This is a genomic window from Bradyrhizobium sp. SZCCHNR1015 (assembly GCF_032489875.1).
Taxonomy (GTDB): Bacteria; Pseudomonadota; Alphaproteobacteria; order Rhizobiales; family Xanthobacteraceae; genus Bradyrhizobium.
On the sequence record NZ_JAUEYW010000004.1, the window covers coordinates 319,990 to 337,718 of the forward strand.

16 protein-coding genes are annotated in these 17,729 nt (G+C 66.1%); 3 read left to right on the forward strand and 13 right to left on the reverse strand.

Features of this window, described 5'->3' with window-relative positions; genetic code table 11:
* Positions 1-198 precede the first annotated feature (198 nt).
* Genes QX128_RS09915 through QX128_RS09925 form a run of 3 tightly spaced genes read right to left on the reverse strand, consistent with a single transcriptional unit; the run spans position 199 to position 3,033 of the window.
* Positions 199-1,419, reverse strand: coding sequence for an ABC transporter substrate-binding protein (locus tag QX128_RS09915; protein WP_316237361.1), 1,221 nt, complete (start codon positions 1,417-1,419; stop codon positions 199-201).
* 46 nt (positions 1,420-1,465) lie between these two features.
* A complete protein-coding gene (locus tag QX128_RS09920) occupies positions 1,466-1,789 on the reverse strand; it encodes a 2Fe-2S iron-sulfur cluster-binding protein (RefSeq protein WP_316237362.1) in 324 nt (107 codons plus the stop codon).
* 8 nt (positions 1,790-1,797) lie between these two features.
* Entirely contained in the window at positions 1,798-3,033 is a 1,236-nt protein-coding gene (locus tag QX128_RS09925) for a cytochrome P450 (RefSeq protein WP_316237363.1), read from the reverse strand.
* A 77-nt stretch (positions 3,034-3,110) separates the two neighbouring features.
* On the opposite strand from QX128_RS09925, the gene QX128_RS09930 reads away from it, so the two are divergent.
* From QX128_RS09930 to atzF, 3 genes are all read left to right on the forward strand, one after another.
* Positions 3,111-3,617, forward strand: coding sequence for a MarR family winged helix-turn-helix transcriptional regulator (locus tag QX128_RS09930; RefSeq protein ID WP_315801623.1), 507 nt, complete (start codon positions 3,111-3,113; stop codon positions 3,615-3,617).
* A gap of 345 nt (positions 3,618-3,962) precedes the next feature.
* On the forward strand, positions 3,963-4,505 hold the full coding sequence (locus tag QX128_RS09935) for a DUF805 domain-containing protein (RefSeq protein WP_316237364.1): 543 nt from the start codon (positions 3,963-3,965) through the stop codon (positions 4,503-4,505).
* A 249-nt stretch (positions 4,506-4,754) separates the two neighbouring features.
* Positions 4,755-6,542 (forward strand): allophanate hydrolase, encoded by a 1,788-nt coding sequence (gene atzF / locus QX128_RS09940; RefSeq protein ID WP_316237365.1) that lies wholly within the window; start codon positions 4,755-4,757, stop codon positions 6,540-6,542.
* 175 nt (positions 6,543-6,717) lie between these two features.
* On the opposite strand, the gene QX128_RS09945 is transcribed toward atzF, so the two are convergent.
* From QX128_RS09945 to ugpB, 10 genes are all read right to left on the reverse strand, one after another.
* On the reverse strand, positions 6,718-7,449 hold the full coding sequence (locus tag QX128_RS09945) for a GntR family transcriptional regulator (RefSeq protein WP_315801626.1): 732 nt from the start codon (positions 7,447-7,449) through the stop codon (positions 6,718-6,720).
* Positions 7,450-7,451: 2 nt separating this feature from the next.
* Positions 7,452-7,844, reverse strand: a complete 393-nt coding sequence (hpxZ, locus tag QX128_RS09950) for an oxalurate catabolism protein HpxZ (protein ID WP_316237366.1) — start codon at positions 7,842-7,844, stop codon at positions 7,452-7,454.
* Positions 7,825-9,225: an AtzE family amidohydrolase gene (locus tag QX128_RS09955; RefSeq protein ID WP_316237367.1), complete on the reverse strand. Its 1,401-nt coding sequence runs from the start codon at positions 9,223-9,225 to the stop codon at positions 7,825-7,827. The genes hpxZ and QX128_RS09955 overlap by 20 nt, the downstream gene beginning before the upstream one ends.
* Before the next feature lie 10 nt (positions 9,226-9,235).
* Positions 9,236-9,415: a DUF4089 domain-containing protein gene (locus QX128_RS09960; RefSeq protein WP_315801629.1), complete on the reverse strand. Its 180-nt coding sequence runs from the start codon at positions 9,413-9,415 to the stop codon at positions 9,236-9,238.
* A 26-nt stretch (positions 9,416-9,441) separates the two neighbouring features.
* Positions 9,442-11,256, reverse strand: a complete 1,815-nt coding sequence (locus QX128_RS09965; RefSeq protein WP_316237368.1) for an ABC transporter ATP-binding protein — start codon at positions 11,254-11,256, stop codon at positions 9,442-9,444.
* A 138-nt stretch (positions 11,257-11,394) separates the two neighbouring features.
* Positions 11,395-12,294 carry an ABC transporter permease gene (locus tag QX128_RS09970; RefSeq protein WP_316237369.1) on the reverse strand — a complete coding sequence of 300 codons (900 nt, stop codon included), beginning with the start codon at positions 12,292-12,294 and terminating at the stop codon, positions 11,395-11,397.
* Positions 12,291-13,304: an ABC transporter permease gene (locus QX128_RS09975; RefSeq protein WP_316218731.1), complete on the reverse strand. Its 1,014-nt coding sequence runs from the start codon at positions 13,302-13,304 to the stop codon at positions 12,291-12,293. The genes QX128_RS09970 and QX128_RS09975 overlap by 4 nt, the downstream gene beginning before the upstream one ends.
* A gap of 196 nt (positions 13,305-13,500) precedes the next feature.
* On the reverse strand, positions 13,501-15,123 hold the full coding sequence (locus tag QX128_RS09980; protein WP_316237370.1) for an ABC transporter substrate-binding protein: 1,623 nt from the start codon (positions 15,121-15,123) through the stop codon (positions 13,501-13,503).
* Positions 15,124-15,336: 213 nt separating this feature from the next.
* On the reverse strand, positions 15,337-16,290 hold the full coding sequence (locus QX128_RS09985; RefSeq protein ID WP_316237371.1) for an aminoglycoside 3'-phosphotransferase/choline kinase family protein: 954 nt from the start codon (positions 16,288-16,290) through the stop codon (positions 15,337-15,339).
* Between the two features lie 27 nt (positions 16,291-16,317).
* Entirely contained in the window at positions 16,318-17,643 is a 1,326-nt protein-coding gene (gene ugpB / locus QX128_RS09990; RefSeq protein ID WP_410053141.1) for a sn-glycerol-3-phosphate ABC transporter substrate-binding protein UgpB, read from the reverse strand.
* Between the last annotated feature and the right edge of the window lie 86 nt (positions 17,644-17,729).

The following is a 17,729-nucleotide window of genomic DNA, read 5'->3' on the forward strand; positions in this document are numbered from 1 at the left end:
ACAAGCGGCGGCGTTTCGCCGCAGCATCCGTCGCGCGGTGCTCATCCAGCGCGCGATCGGCCCATGCACCATAATTCCCGTAAACGGGCAAAGGCAAGAACTATAGTGCTTGTTAAGGATACTGCTGCACGGCAGAAGCCGGCCGCGTCAGCACGACACGGCCGGCTGGGATGCTTGTCGTGGCACCCGCAAAGAGCGTCACTTCACCAGCGCGCAACCACCTTCGGCGATCGGACGAAACGCCTGCTCGGCCGGGATCGTCGAGACCAGACGATAGTAGTCGTACGGGTATTTCGACTCCTCCGGCTTTTTCACCTCGAACAGATACATCGGATGCACCACGCGGCCGTCGGCGCGGATCATGGTGTCGCCAAACAGCTTGTCCTTGCCTTTCACCGTCTTCATCTGCGGAACGACGTCCTTGGCATCGTCACTGCCGGTGGCCGCGACGGCGTTGAGATAGGCAAGCGTCGAGGCATAGACGCCGGCCTGGTTGCCGCTCGGCATCTTGCCGTTCATGCCGGGGCGCGCCGCGAAGCGCTTGGCGAAGGCGCGGGTGTCGTCGTTCATGTCCCAGTAGAACGCTTCGAGCAGTTGCAGGCCCTGCGCCGCCTTCAAGCCCATGCCGTGGATGTCGTTGATGAACAGCAGGAACGCAACCAGCGACTGGCCGCCCTGCTGGATGCCGAACTCGGACGCCTGCTTGACGGCGTTGATGGTGTCGCCGCCAGCGTTCGCCAGCCCGATGACCTTGGCCTTGGAGCCCTGCGCTTGCAGCAGGAACGAGGGGAAGTCCGTGGTGCCGAGCGGATGCTTGGCCGAGCCCAGCACCTTGCCGCCGTGCTTCTCGACGTAGTTGGTCGCCTCCGCCTCGATGCCCTGGCCGAGCGCGTAGTTGACCGTGATGAAGTACCAGTCCTTGCCGCCACGGCCCATCATCGCGGCCGCCGTGGTGTTGCCGGTCGCCCAGGCGTCGTTGACCCACTGGATGGTGTTCGGCGAGCACGCCTTGCCGGTGAGATCGGAGCTCGCGGTCGACGACGCCAGGAAAGTCATGCGGCTGTTGCGCAAGAGCTCGTTGACCGTGAGGCCGACGGCCGAGTTGGGCACGTCGACGACGGCATCGACCTTGTCGACATCGAGCCATTTGCGCGTGATCGCCGAGCCGACATCGGCCTTGTTCTGGTGATCGGCATAGACGATCTCGACCTTGATGCCTTTGCCGCCGCCGCTGAAATCCTCCGCCGCCATGCGCGCGGCCTCGACCGAACCCATGCCGTTGGTGTCCTGGAAGATGCCGGAGATGTCGTTGAGCACGCCCACGCGCACGACGTTGTCCGAGATCTCGCCGGCGGACGCTCCGGCCGGGACGCCCAATGACGCGGCCAGCGCGAGCGCACAGGTCCTGAGTTGCTTCATGTGTTCCTTCCCCATGTGTTGCTTGTTCTGATTGTTGTCGAAGCCGTCAGCTCTGCTTGTCCGGGATACGCACGACCAGACCGGCCAGCGCCGGCTGCACCTTGATCTGGCAGGACAGCCGGCTGTTCGGCAGCCGCTCCGCCGCCGTGCCATCGAGCAGCGCATCCTCGTCGTTGGAGACCGGATCGAGCCTCGCTGTCCAGGCGTCGTCGACATAGACGTGGCAGGTGGCGCAGACGGCATTGCCGCCGCATTCGGCGACGATGCCATCGATGCCGTGGGTCAGCGCCGCGAGCATCACGCTGGCGCCGTCCTCGGCCTCCACGCTTTCGCTGCGGTTGTCGGGATGAATGAAAGTGATCGTCGTCATGGCATGACTCAGGCTGGAGTGCAGGCTGGGGTGAAGGTCACCGGCAGGCTCTCCAGCCCGCGCAGCGTGTTGTTGTAGCGGCGCTTCGGCTGGCCGCTCATCGTGATGCTCCCGACCTTGCGCGCAAGCGCCGTCAGCACCGCCTCGCCTTCGAGGCGCGCAACCAACTGACCGACGCACATGTGGATGCCCGAGCCGAAGCCCACGTGACCTGAGACTTTTCGAGTGACGTCGTAGCTGTCCGGCTGCTCCCAGCGGCGGGGATCACGATTGGCGGCACCTAAGAACATCAGCACCTTCTCGCCTTCGGGAATGACGACACCGCCAAGCTCGACGTCCCGCGTGGTGGTGCGGAAGAAGGTCTGCACCGGGCTTTCGAAGCGCACGGCCTCCTCGAACGCGTTGCGCGCCAGCGACGGATCGGCGCGCAGCCGCGCCCATTGGTCTGGAAAGCGGGCAAGACAATAGACCGCGGCGCCGATGCCATAGACCGTGGTGTCGAGGCCGGCCGACAGCAGCGAGCGCACGAGCAATGGCGCCTCGGCCGGCGTGATCTCACCGGTGTCACTGAAGGCATGGATGCAGGCGCCGAAGCCGCCGGGCGTGAGATTGTCGCGCTGGCACTGCTCCGTGACATAGGCCTGGTGCGGCGCCGAGCGCTCGATCGCCTGCTGGCGCAGCTCATTCGGCGGACCGAAGGCGTTGAACACCAGGCTCGCATAGGGAATGAGATGCTCGCGCCCCTCCGGCTTCAGCCCGAGCGCATCGGGGAACACCGACAGCGGATAGCCCTCCGCGAGATCCGGAATCGCGTCGAACGAGCTCCGGCCTACGAGCTCGTCGATCTTGGCCTCGGCCGCCGCCATGAAGCCGTCGCGCAGCCGCTTCATGACGGCCGGCGACAGCACCTTGCTCAGCACGGCGCGGGTGCGCGTATGCGCAGGCGGATCCGCCTCGAGGATCAGGCTCGGCGGCCGCCACGGCTTTTCCTTGGCGAAGTCGCTCAAGCCCACGCCGCGGCTGGAGCAGAATGCCTGGGGATCGTTGAGGACGGCATAGACCTCGGCATAGCGGGCGACGCCGTAGACGTTCCACGCGTCCAGATGGACGACGGGGCCGGCCTCGCGCATCTCCTGATGCGCCGGATAGGGATCGTCGAAGAATTCATATGAGAACGGATCGATGGCGAGGTGCGGGATGGCCGGCGCCACGCCGGCAGCGGGGGAAAGACCTGTTGGGTTCATGCGGAGCTCCCGAAGTTTGGCCTTGTCATGCGGCTTTTCGTATCCGTATGAGTGGCGATGCATGGACGCTGGGGATCATGAGCGAGAAATCCGGGACGCCGCGCAAAGCGCCGCCGCGCGAGCCTGAGGGGCACGGCCTCACGCTCGATCTCGACCGCTATGTGCCGGCCTTCATCACCTTCATCGCCAACAAGCTGTCGAACAGCGCCACCGCGTTCTATCAGGGCAATTTCGGCGTCAACGTCACCGAATGGCGGATCATGTCGCTGCTGGCGATCGAGCCGGGCATCCCGGCCTCGCGGATCTGCAGCGTGATCGGCTTCGACAAGGGGCCGGTCAGCCGCACCCTGGCGCTGATGAAGGGCCGCGGCCTGATCGCGATCCGCAACGATCCGGCGGATGGCCGTAGCCATTCGATTTCGTTGACGGCCAAGGGCCGCGCGACGCACGACAAGGTCATCGTCGCCGCGCTGGAACGCGAGCGGCGTCTGCTCGCCTGTCTCGACAAGGATGAGCGGGAAGTCCTGATCACCCTGCTGCGCCGGATCCACGACAATCTCGACGCCGTCACGGGCGCGAGCTGAGCCACTTCGGCGGCCACCGCCGAGCGGCCGCCCTGTCCGCTGCGGCAATCTGTTGGCGCGCGCGCAAGCGGCCGCGCCTGCGTCGAGCAGGCTGCGCATCACGTTCCCGTCCCTTCTTCGAGACGCGGATCATTCCGCGCCTCATTGCTGATCGGGTCGATCGTTCCACAGATTAGTTGCTTTAGCAACGATATATTTTCGGCCGCGCGGGATGTCGCAGCGCGAAAGCGCCGTCGCACGCGATCGATGCAATTCTAATTATCGGCGAAGGCGGGCGGCAATTTCAGCCTGATATGCCATGTCGGCCGCGCCCTCGATTGCGGCTCGGCCTGCGGGGAGTGGCGGATGTTGGGGTTCATTTTCGGTTTCAATGCGCGTCTCGGCCGTCTGCAATATTTTCTCGCCTCGCTCGGTCTTGCGCTGGTTTCGGTGGTCATGATCGTGGTTGTGGCCGTCGGCCTTGCCGCGCTCGCCCCGCAGACGTCGGCGCTGACGGTGAGCTTGCCGATCATGGTGCTGATTGGCCTTTGCCTGGTCGCGAACCTGATGCTGCAGGCGATGCGCTTCCGCGACATCGGCTGGGACCCGGTCTGCGTGATCCCGGCCTGGATTGCCGTCATGGTGCTGGACTACGTGATCGCCGGCCGGTTTCCCGAATACGCGGCGACATCATCGCACCACGGCACGTGGGTTGGCGCGCTGGTCAATCTCGGCCTGAGCGTGGCGCTGCTGTTCTTCCCCAGTGGGGCTGACGACGCACCGTCGTCGGGAGCCACCGTGAGCCGCCCGCCGTCTGCATCGCTCCGGACAGCCCGTGGCACGGGCTCGGCCACCGAGGCACGGCTCGCGCGCATCACCGGCGGGGAGGCCGAGCGGCGCGGGTACTAGGTGGCGCCGGCGCCCAACCTGCCCATCAATTAGGCAAATCGCCTTCGGCAACCGTGTCCGATCGCGCCCAACGGCTTGTCGGACGGCATACCAACTCACTGACTTTCAAGATTTTTCCCTTGTCGGGCCCGCATCCCAGCCGTGTACACAATGGCACATGGCTTGCTACGTTCGCAGCAGGATTGGCGAAGCGGAGCGCAATAGAATGGCAGGCCAGAGTTGGGGCTCGGACGAGACGCGGAGCGCCGCGTGACCGAGACCATTGCCGAGATCGTCGCCGCCCATCGCGCCGGCCTGACAAAGCCAAGCGACACGATCGCGCGCTGTTACGCCCGGATTCGCGCGCACAACGACCCCGCCATCTTCATCAGCCTGCGCGGCGAGAAGGACGCGCTCGCGGAGGCCGAAGCCCTCGCCGACAAGGACAGATCGCTGCCGCTCTACGGCGTGCCCGTCGCGGTGAAGGACAACATCGACGTGGCGGGGCTGCCGACCACCGCCGCCTGCCCGGCCTTCGCGTACACGCCATCTCGCGATTCCACCGCGGTGGGGCGGCTGCGCGCGGCCGGCGCGATCATCGTCGGCAAGACCAATCTCGACCAGTTCGCCACCGGCCTCGTCGGCGTGCGCTCGCCCTATGGCATTCCGAAGAACCCGGTGCGCGCCGATCTCGTGCCGGGCGGATCGAGCTCCGGCTCTGCCGTGGCCGTCTCGGCCGGTCTCGTGCCGCTGTCGCTCGGAACGGATACGGCGGGCTCCGGCCGCGTGCCGGCGATGCTCAACAACATCGTCGGGCTGAAGCCGAGTCTGGGCATGATCTCGACCACGGGCCTCGTGCCGGCGTGCCGCACGCTCGACTGCATCTCGGTGTTCTCGCTCACGGTCGACGACGCGGTCGCGGTGCTGTCGGTGATGGCAGCGCCCGATCCGCTCGATCCGTTTTCGCGCGACCGCCCCGTGGCCGCTGTGACGGCCTTTCCGAAGGGCGTGAAGCTCGGCATTCCCCGTTCGGGCCAGTTGATCTTCTTCGGCGACAAGGCCGCCGAAGCAGCCTATGCCTCCGCGGCCGCACGCTTCGCCAAGCTCGGCGCCGAGCTCGTCGAATTCGACCTCGAGCCGTTCTATGAGACCGCGCGGCTGCTTTACGAAGGCCCGTGGGTGGCCGAGCGCTATCTCGTGATCCGCGATCTTCTCGCCTCCGATCCCGACGCGATCCATCCGGTGACGCGCGAGATCACCATCGGCGGCGCGCGCGGCAGCGCGGCCGACACGTTTGCCGCGCTGTATCGTCTGCAGGGGCTGCGGAAGGTGGCGGAGCGCACGTTCGCAGACGTCGACGCGCTGGTGCTGCCGACGGCGCCGACCGCCTACACCACCGCGGACGTGCTCGCCAACCCGATCGAGCTCAACAGCCGGCTCGGCACCTACACCAATTTCGTCAACCTGCTCGATCTTTGCGGGCTCGCCGTGCCTGCCGCCATGCGCAGCGACGGCATTCCGTTCGGCATCACGCTGCTCGCGCCGGCCGCGCGCGATGCGGCGCTCGCCAGCCTCGGCCGCGCCTTTCATGCCGACACGGCGCTGCCGGTCGGCGCCAAGTCGATCCCGCTGCCGCCGCTCGCGCCTGTGTCACCGTCACTGCATGGCGACGAGATCGCCATCGTCGTCGTCGGCGCGCATCTCTCGGGCATGGCATTGAACCACGAACTGACCAGCCTCGGCGGGCGTCTGCTCGAGGCGACGACCACCGCGCCGGACTACAAGCTCTATGCGCTGTCGACCACGCCGCCCAAGCCCGGCATGCTGCGCATCGACGATGGCAAGGGCAGCGCCATGGCGGTCGAGATCTGGGCGCTGTCGGCCGCCGGCTTCGGCCAATTCGTCAACCTGATCCCGCCGCCACTGTCGATCGGCACCATCCGGCTGGCGGATGGCCGCACCGCCAAAGGATTCCTCGTCGAGCCCGCCGCGCTCGACGGTGCGCGCGACATCTCCGAGTTCGGCGGCTGGCGCGCGTATATGGCGCAGAAGGACTGACGGCTCCACGCGCAAAATCGTAGGGTGGGCAAAGGCGCGTTCACACGCTCTCGCCGAGCGAGATAGCAGCGGCGCCGTGCCCACCATGCCGCTGGTGATCAGCTCGCCGTGGGACGGTGGGCACGCTGCCGCCGAACGGCGGCTGCTTTGCCCACCCTACCGCTCGAACGAAAACCTACACCGACACCGCATAGATCTCGTACTCGCCGCGCACCAGCTCGATATGGGCACGCATCGCGTTCGCCGCGCCGGCCTTGTCGCCGCGCAGGATGGCGACGACAACGCGGTCGTGCTCGGCATGCGACTTGGCAAGGCGGCCGAGATTGCGGAACTGGGCGCGGCGGAACGGCTGCACCCGCACCCGCGTCGCCAGGGTGATCTCGGCGATGTAGGCATTGTGCGCGCCGGCATAGATCGCGTTGTGGAAGCGCTCGTTCACCTCGTGGAAGCGCTCGGGATTGCCGGCGTGGCTGAGATTGCGCAGCTCCTCGTGGATGGCTTCCAGCCGCTGCCGCTCGACTGGCGTCATGCGCTGCGCCGCGAGACCGGCGCACAGGCCCTCGAGCTCGGCCATCGCCTCGAACATGCCGGTCAGGCGGTCGGCCGAGGGCCGCGCCACGACGGCGCCGCGATGCGCACGCGCCTCGATCAGCCCGGACGTCGCCAATTGACGCAGCGCCTCGCGCACCGGCGTGCGCGAGACGTTGAAGCGCTTGGCGATCTCGGTCTCGTCCAGCGGCGCCCCCGGCGCCAGCGCGCCGCGCACGATATCGTCGGCGAGTTGCAGGCGCAGCTCCTCCGCGCGCGTGATCTTCGCAACCGCAGGCGGCGCGCGGTCGATGCGCTTGATCTCGGACTCGCGGGCGGGCCGCTGGCGCGTTCGCGGCGGTAGATCGTCCAGGCTCATCTTCAGCCGCCCTTTGCTTCGTCGATGATGCTGACATGGGCGGCGACGATCTTCCAGCCTTCCGGAAACCGGACCCAGGTCTGCATCTGGCGTCCGACCTTACCGCGCGCGGTGTCACGATAGAACAGCGTCGAGGCAACCGCAGCGTCACGGCCGTAGGTGGTGATCACGGTGCGCGCGGTCCGCCGCATCAGTCCAGCCGGCGAGCGCGCGGCGCGAAACGCCGCGATCTCGCTGTAGCCGTAGAGGTTCTCGCCGATGCCGTAGCGCAGCGTGCGGGAGTCCTGCTTGAACAGCTCGTCGAGCACGGCGACGTCGTTGCGGACCAGCGCCTGTTCATAGCGCTGGAACTGCGCGGTGACTTCCGCGACGACGTCAGGCAGATCGACTTCCATTCTCCAGAACTCCTCTCGGGGCCGGCGCAGCGGCGACGCCAAGCTGTTGCAAGGCGTGGGCCACACGCAATGCGACATGTTCGCACCAGGGCGCCGCGATGATCTGCACGCCGATGGGCATCGGCTCGAGCGGAATCGGAACGGCGACGACGGGGAGCCCGATGAACGAGATCGGCTGCGTGTGAATGCCGATATTGGCGCGCACCGGCAGCTCGACGCCGTCGAGTACGAAGGTCGCCTGCCCGAGCCTGGGCGCAACGCAGGGCGTTGCGGGCGCGATCAGCACGTCGACAGACTTGAAGAGTTCGAGCACCTTGCCGCGATACCAGCGGCGGAATTTCTGCGCGCGGTCCACCATCGGCGCCGGAATCATCGCACCCGCAATCAGGCGGTCGCGCACCGCCGGATCGAAATCACCCGCGCGCGTGCGCAGCCGGTCGAGATGCAGCGAGGCGCCCTCGGTGGTGCTGATGACATAAGCCGCGGCGCGGGCGCGCGCCGCTTCGGGCACCTCGACCACCTCGGTGACCTCTAGCGCAGCCGCGACACGAGCGACCGCTTCGGCGGCTTCAGGAAACAGATTCGTCTGGAAGTGCCCTCCGGCAAGGGCGATGCGCAGACTGCCGATGCCTTGCGAGAGCTGGCCGGAGACCGGCTCCGGCGCACGCGCGGTGCACGCGGCGTCGTCCGCATCTGGCCCCTGCATCACGTCATAGGCGAGCGCGAGATCCTCGACCGAGCGTGCGAACGGACCGAGATGATCCAGGCTCATGACGAACGGAAACGAGCGCGCCCGCGACAGCCGGCCGTAGGTCGGCTTGAGGCCGAAGATGCCGCAGAACGACGACGGCACGCGGATCGAGCCGTTGGTATCGGAGCCGAGCGCAATCGGCACCAGGCCGCCGCCGACAGCGCTGCCCGAGCCGCCGGACGAACCGCCGCTCATCCGCGTCGGATCGTGCGGATTGCGCGACGGACCGTCATGGACGTTCTCGCCGGTGAAGTCGTAGGCGTATTCGCCCATGTTCAGCGCACCGACCAGGACGGCGCCGGCGGCTTCCATGCGCGCGATCAGCGTCGCATCGCGTGTCGCCGGGGTGCGATCGCGGTTGATCCTGGAGCCGGCGCGGGTCGGCAGCCCCTCGACATCGAACAGGTTCTTCACCGCGAACGGCACGCCGGCGAGCGGACCAACCGGCTTCCCGGCCGCAATGTCGGCATCCACGGCGCGGGCCTTCGCGAGCGCCCGCTCGGCGGTGACGTCGGTAAACGAATTGAGCACACCATCGCGGGCCATGATCCGCGCCAGCGCGGCGTCGGTCGCCTCGACGGCGGTGAGCTTGCCGGCGGCGACCGCGGCGGCGACGGCGCTCGCGGTCATCTCGGGAGAACTAAGCGGTGAAGACACTGGCAGGCTCGGCTTCGTCGGGCAGGGAGAATTCGTCGACCAGCTTCGCCATCCTCAGCGAGACCTCGAGATTGGCCCGGATCGCCGGGCGCCACGCGTCCTCGATCGGCAGGGCCAATGCACGCCCGACTGCGTCGATGTAGTCGTCCAATGGCTCCGCCATCAGCTTTTCCCTTCAAGCTTTCACGCTCAATGCGCCGGCAATGGCGGGTGCGGAATCGCCGTCAACAACTCCCGCGTATAGGCATCCTGCGGATCACCTAGCACACGTTCGGAGGTGCCTTCCTCGACGATTCGACCCGACCGCATCACGATCACACGATCGCACAACAGCCGCACGACATTCAAATCATGGGAGACGAACAGATAGCTCATACCTAACTGCTGCTTGAGGTCCTGCAGCAGATTGAGCACGACCGCCTGCACGGAGACGTCGAGCGCCGCCGTGGGCTCGTCGAGGATGACGAGCTTCGGGTGCAGTGCGATGGCGCGCGCGATGCCGACGCGGGCCTTTTGGCCGCCGGACAATTGATGCGGGAAGCGGTCGAGCAGGTTGAGCGGCAGACCGACCATGGTCGCGAGCTCCTCGCAGCGCGCACGAAGCGCGTCGCGGCCCCTGATATCGCCGAGCTGCAGGACTGGATCGGCGATGGCGCGCGCTGCGGTGAAGCGCGGGTTGAGGCTATCGGTCGGATCCTGGAACACCATCTGGATCCGGCTGCGCAGCGGCAGCCGGGCAAACGCCTGCGGCAGGATGTTGCCGATCTCCTCACCATCGAAGCTGATGCGGCCCGACGTCTGGTCGAGCAGCCGCATCACCATCATCGACGTGGTCGATTTGCCGCAGCCGGATTCGCCGACCAGGCCAACGCTCTCGCCATGACCGACCGTGAAGCTGATGCCGTCGACCGCGCGGAACACCTCCGGCTCGACCGCCGGCCTCCGTCCGAACAGCTTTGACAGTGTCGCGGTAGCGCCCTGGCGCGGATACTCCTTGACCAGCTTGTCGACGAGCAGGAGCGGCCGAACGCTACCCGCACTCCGCTCGCCCTCCCCACTCCGCTCGTCACCCCCGGGCTTGCCCCGGGGGTCCATCGCCTGGAGCGAGTCCTGCGAAGTGGGATGGATGGCCGGGTCAAGCCCGGCCATGACGGAGAGAGTATTAGGCGCCGCCAGCGCCTCCTCCTCCGGCAGCAGATCCCGCAGCGACACGCCGAGGCGCGGCGTCGCGCGCATCAGCTTGCGCGTGTAGGGATGCTGCGGGTTGGCGAAGATGTCGGCGGCCTTGGCGGTCTCGACCACCCGGCCCTTCTCCATCACCACCACGCGATCGCAATAGGCCGCGGCGAGACCGAGATCATGCGTGATCAGGATCGTCGACATGCCCCGGCTCTTGGTGAGCTCGACGACCAGGTCCATCACCGCCTTCTGCGTGGTGACGTCGAGGCCGGTGGTCGGCTCGTCGGCGATCAGGAGCTGCGGGTTGCAGGCCAGCGCCAGCGCGATGACGACGCGCTGGCACATGCCGCCGGACAATTCGAACGGATAGGCGTGGTAGCGCTCGCGCGGGCGGGCGATCTTGACCTGCTCGAGCGCCGCGATCGCCTTCTCGGCGCGGTCGGTCGCGGCCGCCTGGGCGTGCTGTCTCAGCACATCCTCGATCTGCTGGCCCACCTTGCGGATCGGGTTGAGGGCCGCGCGCGGGTTCTGAAAGATCATCGAGATCTCGCGCCCGCGCAGATCGCGCATCGCGCTTTCCTCGGCCGCCCTGACGTCGACGCCGGAGAACATCACCGATCCCTCGGCAATGCGCCCGGCGCGATCGAGGATGCGCATCACCGCATACGACGTCACCGACTTGCCCGAGCCGGACTCGCCGACGATCGCGAGCGTCTCGCCCTTGGCGACGGAGATATCGACATGCTGCACCGCCTTGACGACGCCGCGCCGGGTGGAGAATTCGACCGTGAGATCGCGAACGTCGAGCAGCGGCTGGGCGGTCATGTGTGGCTCCGCGTATTCCCATCGTCATGCGCGGGCTTGACCCGCGCATCCATCAGACCGACGAAGTCTCGCTTGAGGGGATGGATTGCCGGGTCAAGCCCGGCAGTGACGGAGTTTTGTTGGGACACCCTCATCCCATTACGTCCTGCGCTGCGGATCGACGATGTCGCGCAGGCCATCGCCGAGCAGATTGAAGCAGAACACCGCGATCATCAGCGCGAGACCCGGAAACAGCGCGATCCACCATTCGCCCGACACCATGAACGAGGCACCCTCTGCGACCATGATGCCCCATTCCGCCGTCGGCGGCCGCACACCAAGGCCGATGAAGGACAGGCCGGCGGCATTGAGGATGGCGTAGCCCATGGTCAGCGACATCTGCACGATCATGATCGGCATGATGTTCGGCAGGATGTGGCCGAGCAGGATGCGCATCTCGCTGTTGCCCGACAGCCGCGCCGCCTGCACGAAGCCGGCGTTGCGGCGGACATTGGCCTCGGCCCGAGCGACGCGCGCATAGAGCGGGAAGTTCACGATCGCGGTGGCGATGATGATGTTCTGCACGGTGTTGCCGAGCGCCGCGACGATGCCCATGGCCAGCACGAACAGCGGGAACGCCATGATCGTATCGGCAACGCGGCCGACGATGCGGTCGGTCCAACCGCCGAAGAAGCCGGCGGCGACGCCGGCAAGTCCGCCCATGAAGAACACCAGCGCCACTGATGCGACCGCGATGAAGGTGTCGAGCCGGGTCGCGACCACAACGCGGCTGAAGATGTCGCGGCCGAGCTGATCGGTGCCGAACCAATGCGCCGCCGACGGCGGCTTCAGCGCGGACGCCGTGTCGCTGGCCAGCGGATCATACGGCACGATCCAGGGGCCGAAGATCGCAGCGAACAGGATCACGACCAGAAGCCCGAAGGCGAAGCCCGTGACCTTGTTCTCGGCCAGCACATAGCGCGTGTGCCCGATCAGGGCCATGAGACCGGAGGTGCGGGCGGAGACAGCGGGCTCGAGGGTCGGCGCGACGGTGCTCATCCTTCCAGCCTCACACGGGGATCGATGACGCCATAGAGAATGTCGATGACGAGGTTCAGGACGACGTACATCACGGCCATCGTCAATACGAAACCCTGCACCGGCGCGAAGTCGGAGGCGATCAGCGCCTCGACCGCGTAGGAGCCGATGCCGGGCCAGGCGAACACCTTCTCCACGAGTACGTTGGCGCCGAGCAGGAAGGAGAACACCATCGACAGCGTGGTGATGACCGGAAGCATGGCGTTGCGGAACGCGTAGGTCACGGTGACGGTCGAGGGCGACAGCCCCGAGGCGCGCGCCGTGCGCACGAATTCCGACGACAGAACCGAGAGCATCGAGGCGCGCGTCATGCGCGCGATCGGCGCCAGCGAGAAGATCGCCAGCGTCGCGGCGGGCAGGATCAACTGGCTCAGCGCCGAGCGGAACGCCTCACCGTCACGCGCGATCAGCGTATCGATGAGGTAGAAGCCGGTCACGGGATCCGGCGCGCTATAAAACACGTCGAGCCGGCCGAGCGGCGCCGGCGACCAGCCGAGCCGGAAGTAGAACACATACACCAGCACCAGCCCGGTGAAGAACACCGGCAGCGAGACGCCCGCGGTCGTGACGATACGGCAGGTATGGTCGATCCACGACCCCGGCCGCGTCGCCGCGAGCACACCGAGCGGCAGCGCGATCGCGACCGAAACCAACAGACCGAGCAAGGTGAGCTCGGCCGAGGCCGGCAGGCGGTTTCGGATCTCGCTGGCGACCGGCTGCCCTGTCGTCAGCGAATTGCCGAGATCGCCATGGGCGAGATCGACGGTGTAGCGGAAGAACTGCTCGATCAGCGGCTTGTCGAAGCCGAGCTTCTTGCGGATCTGCTCCACCGCCTCCTTGGTGGCGGCAGGTCCGGCAAAGTACGCGGCGGGATCGCCGGGCAAGGCGCGGGTGAGCAGGAAGGTAACGATCACGACGCCGATCAGCGAGGGGATCGCGAACGCGAGGCGCTTGGCGATGAGCATCAGCATGGCCAAGGCCTCGCCGGATTTTCCACCGCTCCCACGACAATACGCAGTCTGCTCCCTCCCCCCTTGTGGGGGAGGGCTGGGGTGGGGGGTGAGCCGCGGCGACGGTGGGTGGGGTTACCCCCCTCCCCGCCCCTCCCCCACAAGGGGGGAGGGAGTGAGAGAGCTCGGCTCACATAACCAAGGCAGCTCACGCAGCTCATCCCTTCACCAGCGCGCGATAATCCAGCCGACGGTGGAACCAGTACTGATAGCCTGAGATGTTCTTCTGCATCGCGACGTTGACGAACGGCTGATACAGCGGGATGCGCGGCACCTCGGCGAAGGCGAGGTCGACAAAGCCCTTCACATCGGCATCATAGGTCGCCTTGTCGCCGGTCGCGGCCGCATCACGCGCGCCGTTGATGAGCTTGTCCATCTCCGGCGACTTGTAGCTCATCGTGTTGAACACGGAATTGTTGCCATGATAGCACCAGTAGAAGAAATACTCGGGGTAATCGAGCCAGCCCGAGAAGATGTTGGTGAAGAGCGGCATCTCCTTCTTGTTCAGCTCGGTGCGCCAGTTGGCGCCCGGCACCTTGTTGATGGTGGTCTTGATGCCGAGCTGGGCGAGGCTCTCCTGCACCAACACGCACAAGGGCTCGTTGACCTGTGCGAAATTGAGGTCGAAGGAGATCGTGGTCTCGAAGCCGTTGGGGTAGCCTGCTTCCGCCAGCAGCGCTTTTGCCTTCTCCATGTCGGTGAAGTACTTGGTCGGCTGCGGCCACGCCACCTCGGTCGCCTTGTCGGCTGGCGCACCGAACATCGGATTGGCCAGGCCGAACATCACGGCATCGATGATCTTCTGATAGGGCATTGCATAGGCGAGCGCCTGCCGAACCTTGGGATTATCGAACGGCGGCTTGGTCACGTTCATGCCGATATATTGGATACCGTTGGAGATCGGCAATGAGATCACGGTGTGCTTGCCGTTCGACTTCATTTCCTGGAAGTCCTTGTTCGGCAGCTCATAGGAGATGTCGGCATCCCCGCGCTCGAGCAGCGCGCGCCGGTTGCCGGCCTGCGGCACCATGCGCCAGATCACGCGCTTGATCTTGGGCAGCGGACCGCACACCCAGTCGTCGTTGCGCTCCATGATCACTTCGGTACCGGCGGTCCACTTCGTCACCTTGTAGGCGCCGGAGCCCGCGGTCTGCTGCTTGGCGTATTCGAGTCCCCACGGATCCTTGTCGGTGGCGTTCTTCTTCACCAGTTCGGAGTTCACGACGCAGGGTACGATGACGGCGAGATCTGGGATCGTCAGCCGATCCTTCTTCAGGAAATCGACCCGCACCGTGTGGTCGTCGACGATGACGAACTGCTCCGGCTTGGTCAGCGAGCCCGCGCTCATCTGGAAAGTCGGAAAGCCGCCGACGCTGACGGCGCGATCGAGCGACCACTTCACGTCCTTGGCGGTGACCGGCGTGCCGTCGTGGAATTTGGCGTTCTTGCGGAGCTTGAAGGTGGCGGACATGTCGCCGATGGTCATGTCCTCGGCCAGCTCGGGCTTGAACTTGTCGCGGTCGTAATACGGCACGCCGCCCGGGCCGCTCTTCATCTCGTGGCTGATCAGGCGGTCGTAGCAGTTCCAGGAGACCTCATAACCCGGCACGTTGGTGCCGACGCCGTGGATGTCGAGGTTGTTGGGACCGCCTTCGGACACGATCAGCAGCGTCTCGGACCGCGCATCGGCCTTGGCGGACGACATGATCGCCGGCGCCATTGGCAGCGCGGCTCCCGCAGCCAGACCGGACACGGATTTCAGAAAATCGCGACGCTTCATCAAATGCTCCCACCAGAATACGACCGGCGGGAACAAGGATCGCAAGCTTCGTGCCAAGCCTCACGATCGGCTAAACCATTGAAACTGCAAGTACGGCGGCTTCAGCGCCGGGTCTCCGAGATTATGAATTGCATACAGAAGGTCGAATTTGCACAAATTATAGACTGACACAGGCGCATGCGACCGATTTACGCAGACGGGACACCGGGGACATCAGTCCGGCCAGATCAGCGCCTGAAGCTGATCGAAGTTGCGGACCCTGCTGGGCCAATCGGGAATGCAGATATGCCGGACAGGATCGCTGGCCTGATGCAGCAGCATCAAGGCCAGCAGCCGCCGCTTGAGCTGCCAGGTGACGTCGGCCGGCGCGAATCCGTAGCCGTCGAACAACGCGCGCACGCGGCCGGGATGGCCCGCGGCCATGAAGGCGCTCGGCCCGAGCAGGTCGTATTCACCGAAGCCGGCCATGACGTCGCCGAAATCGAACAGACCGCTGATGCGCCAGCCGTCACCATGGCGAGAGACGAGAAAGTTCTCCGGAATGTATTCGCCGGTCAGGATGACGGGCCGTGGGTCCGGAGGCAGCAGCGCGGCGGCGTCGCGCAGGAGATCATCCAGGCCGGCAAGCAGCGCCTCCGGCAGACCGAGCCGCTGATGGCGGGCGCGGCAGCCTGCGAACTGCCCTCGCAGGAAGTCGGACCAGCGCGGGCCGATCGCGAGCAGTTCGCCAGGGGGCACAAGCTGCACCTCCGCAATCAGCTCTCCGACGTCTCTCAGCAAGGATTGCTTCCCGCGCTCGTCGAGCCCGGGCCAGACCTCCGCGGCCGGAATGCCGTCGAGCCGCGTCATGATCAGATAGGTCCAGCCGTCGCGGTCGCCTTCGTGCAGCAACTCGGGCGTGGCGACCTGCTTCAAGCGTCCGGCGAGCACGCGCAGCGTACTCCGCTCGGACAGAAACTGGCGCAGATGGAACGGAGGAAACAGTTTCAGGATCAGCTCGCCGCCGATTCCCGCGACGAGGTTGGTGCCGGCTGCAAAGGGAGTGAGGCCGGGATGCTCGCAACCGTGACGGCGGACGATATCGCGCGCCACCGGCAGCCATGCTGTGACGTCAGCGCGAAGACCGCGCAGCTCGGCGCCCGCAGTGATGTCTGGCAATCGGCCCATCAGTCGCTCACACCTGCAACGCCGCCATCAGCGATCCGGGCTCGCGCGCTCGAACTGGCGCAGCAGACGGTTGCCGCGCTCGACGGCGGCATCGAGCGCCGTCTGCGCCGGTTTGCGGCCGCTGAAGGCCTGCTCCATCTCGTCCTCGATGGCATCACGGATCAGCACGAATGAGCCGAGCCGCAGGCCGCGCGAATTTTCCGTGGGCGGATTGAGCGTCACCTGCTCGATCGAGATCGCCGCGCCTGGATTGCGGTCGTAGAAGCCCTGCGCGCGTGTCAGATCGAAGGCCGCCTGCGTGATCGGCAGATAGCCCGTATTCTGGTGCCAGGCGGCCTGAACATCGGGCCGCGACAGATAGGCGAAGAACTTGGCCACGCCCTTATACTCGGCCGCCGGACGGTCGCGGAGCACCCACAGCGTCGCGCCGCCGATGATCGAATTCTGCGGCGCGCCCGCAATATCGGGCCAGTACGGCATCATGCCGTAGCCGACCTCGAACTTCGAATTCGCCTTGATGTCGGCGCGCGTCGCCGAGGAGCCGATGAAGATGCCGCACTCGCCCTTCTGGAAACGCGGCTCGGCTGCCTGGCCGCGGCCGCCATAGTCGAAGACCTTGCTCTTCTGCCATTCCGCGAGCTGGGCGATGTGCCGAATCACCTGTGGATTGTTGAATGTCAGCACGGCGTCCAGTCCGGCAAAGCCGTTGGCCCGCGTGGCGATCGGCAGATTGTGGAAGGCGGAGAAATTCTCCACGTTGATCCAGGCCGGCCACGACGTCGTGAAGCCGCAGGCAACGCCATTGTCGCGCAGCCGCCGGGCGGCCTTGCCGAGCTCGGGCCAGGTCTTCGGCGCCGCGCCCGGATCGAGCCCGGCCGCGCGAAACTGATCCTTGTTGTAGTAGAGGATGGGCGTGGAGGCGTTGAACGGAAACGACAGCATGTTGCCGTCAGCGTCGGCATAGGTGCCGGCGATGGCGGGCAGATAGGCCGACGGCGAAAAGCTCTCCTGCTCGTCGCGCATCAGCTCGTAGACCGGGTAGATCGCGCCCTTGGCCGCCGTCATCGTCGCGGTCGCGATCTCGTTGACCTGCACGATCGCCGGCTGGCTGCGCGAGCGGAATGCGAAGATGGCCGCCGTCACGGTCTCCGTATAGCTGCCCTTGTAGCTCGGCACGATGCGGTAGTCGGACTGCGACGCATTGAAGTCGGCGGCCAGCCTGTCGACCTGCCTGCCGAGCTCGCCCGACATCGCATGCCACCACACGATCTCGGTCGCGGCCTGGGCCGTGCTTGCACAAACAACCGTCCAGAGCAGGATTGCAGACGGAACAGAACGCCAGAGGACCGTCACCGGGAGCCAACTCCAATTCCATGGATGAATCTGCCTGGGCTGAGATCGCAATCGGACCGAAAATGGGGCCCAGCAACCCAGAGCTG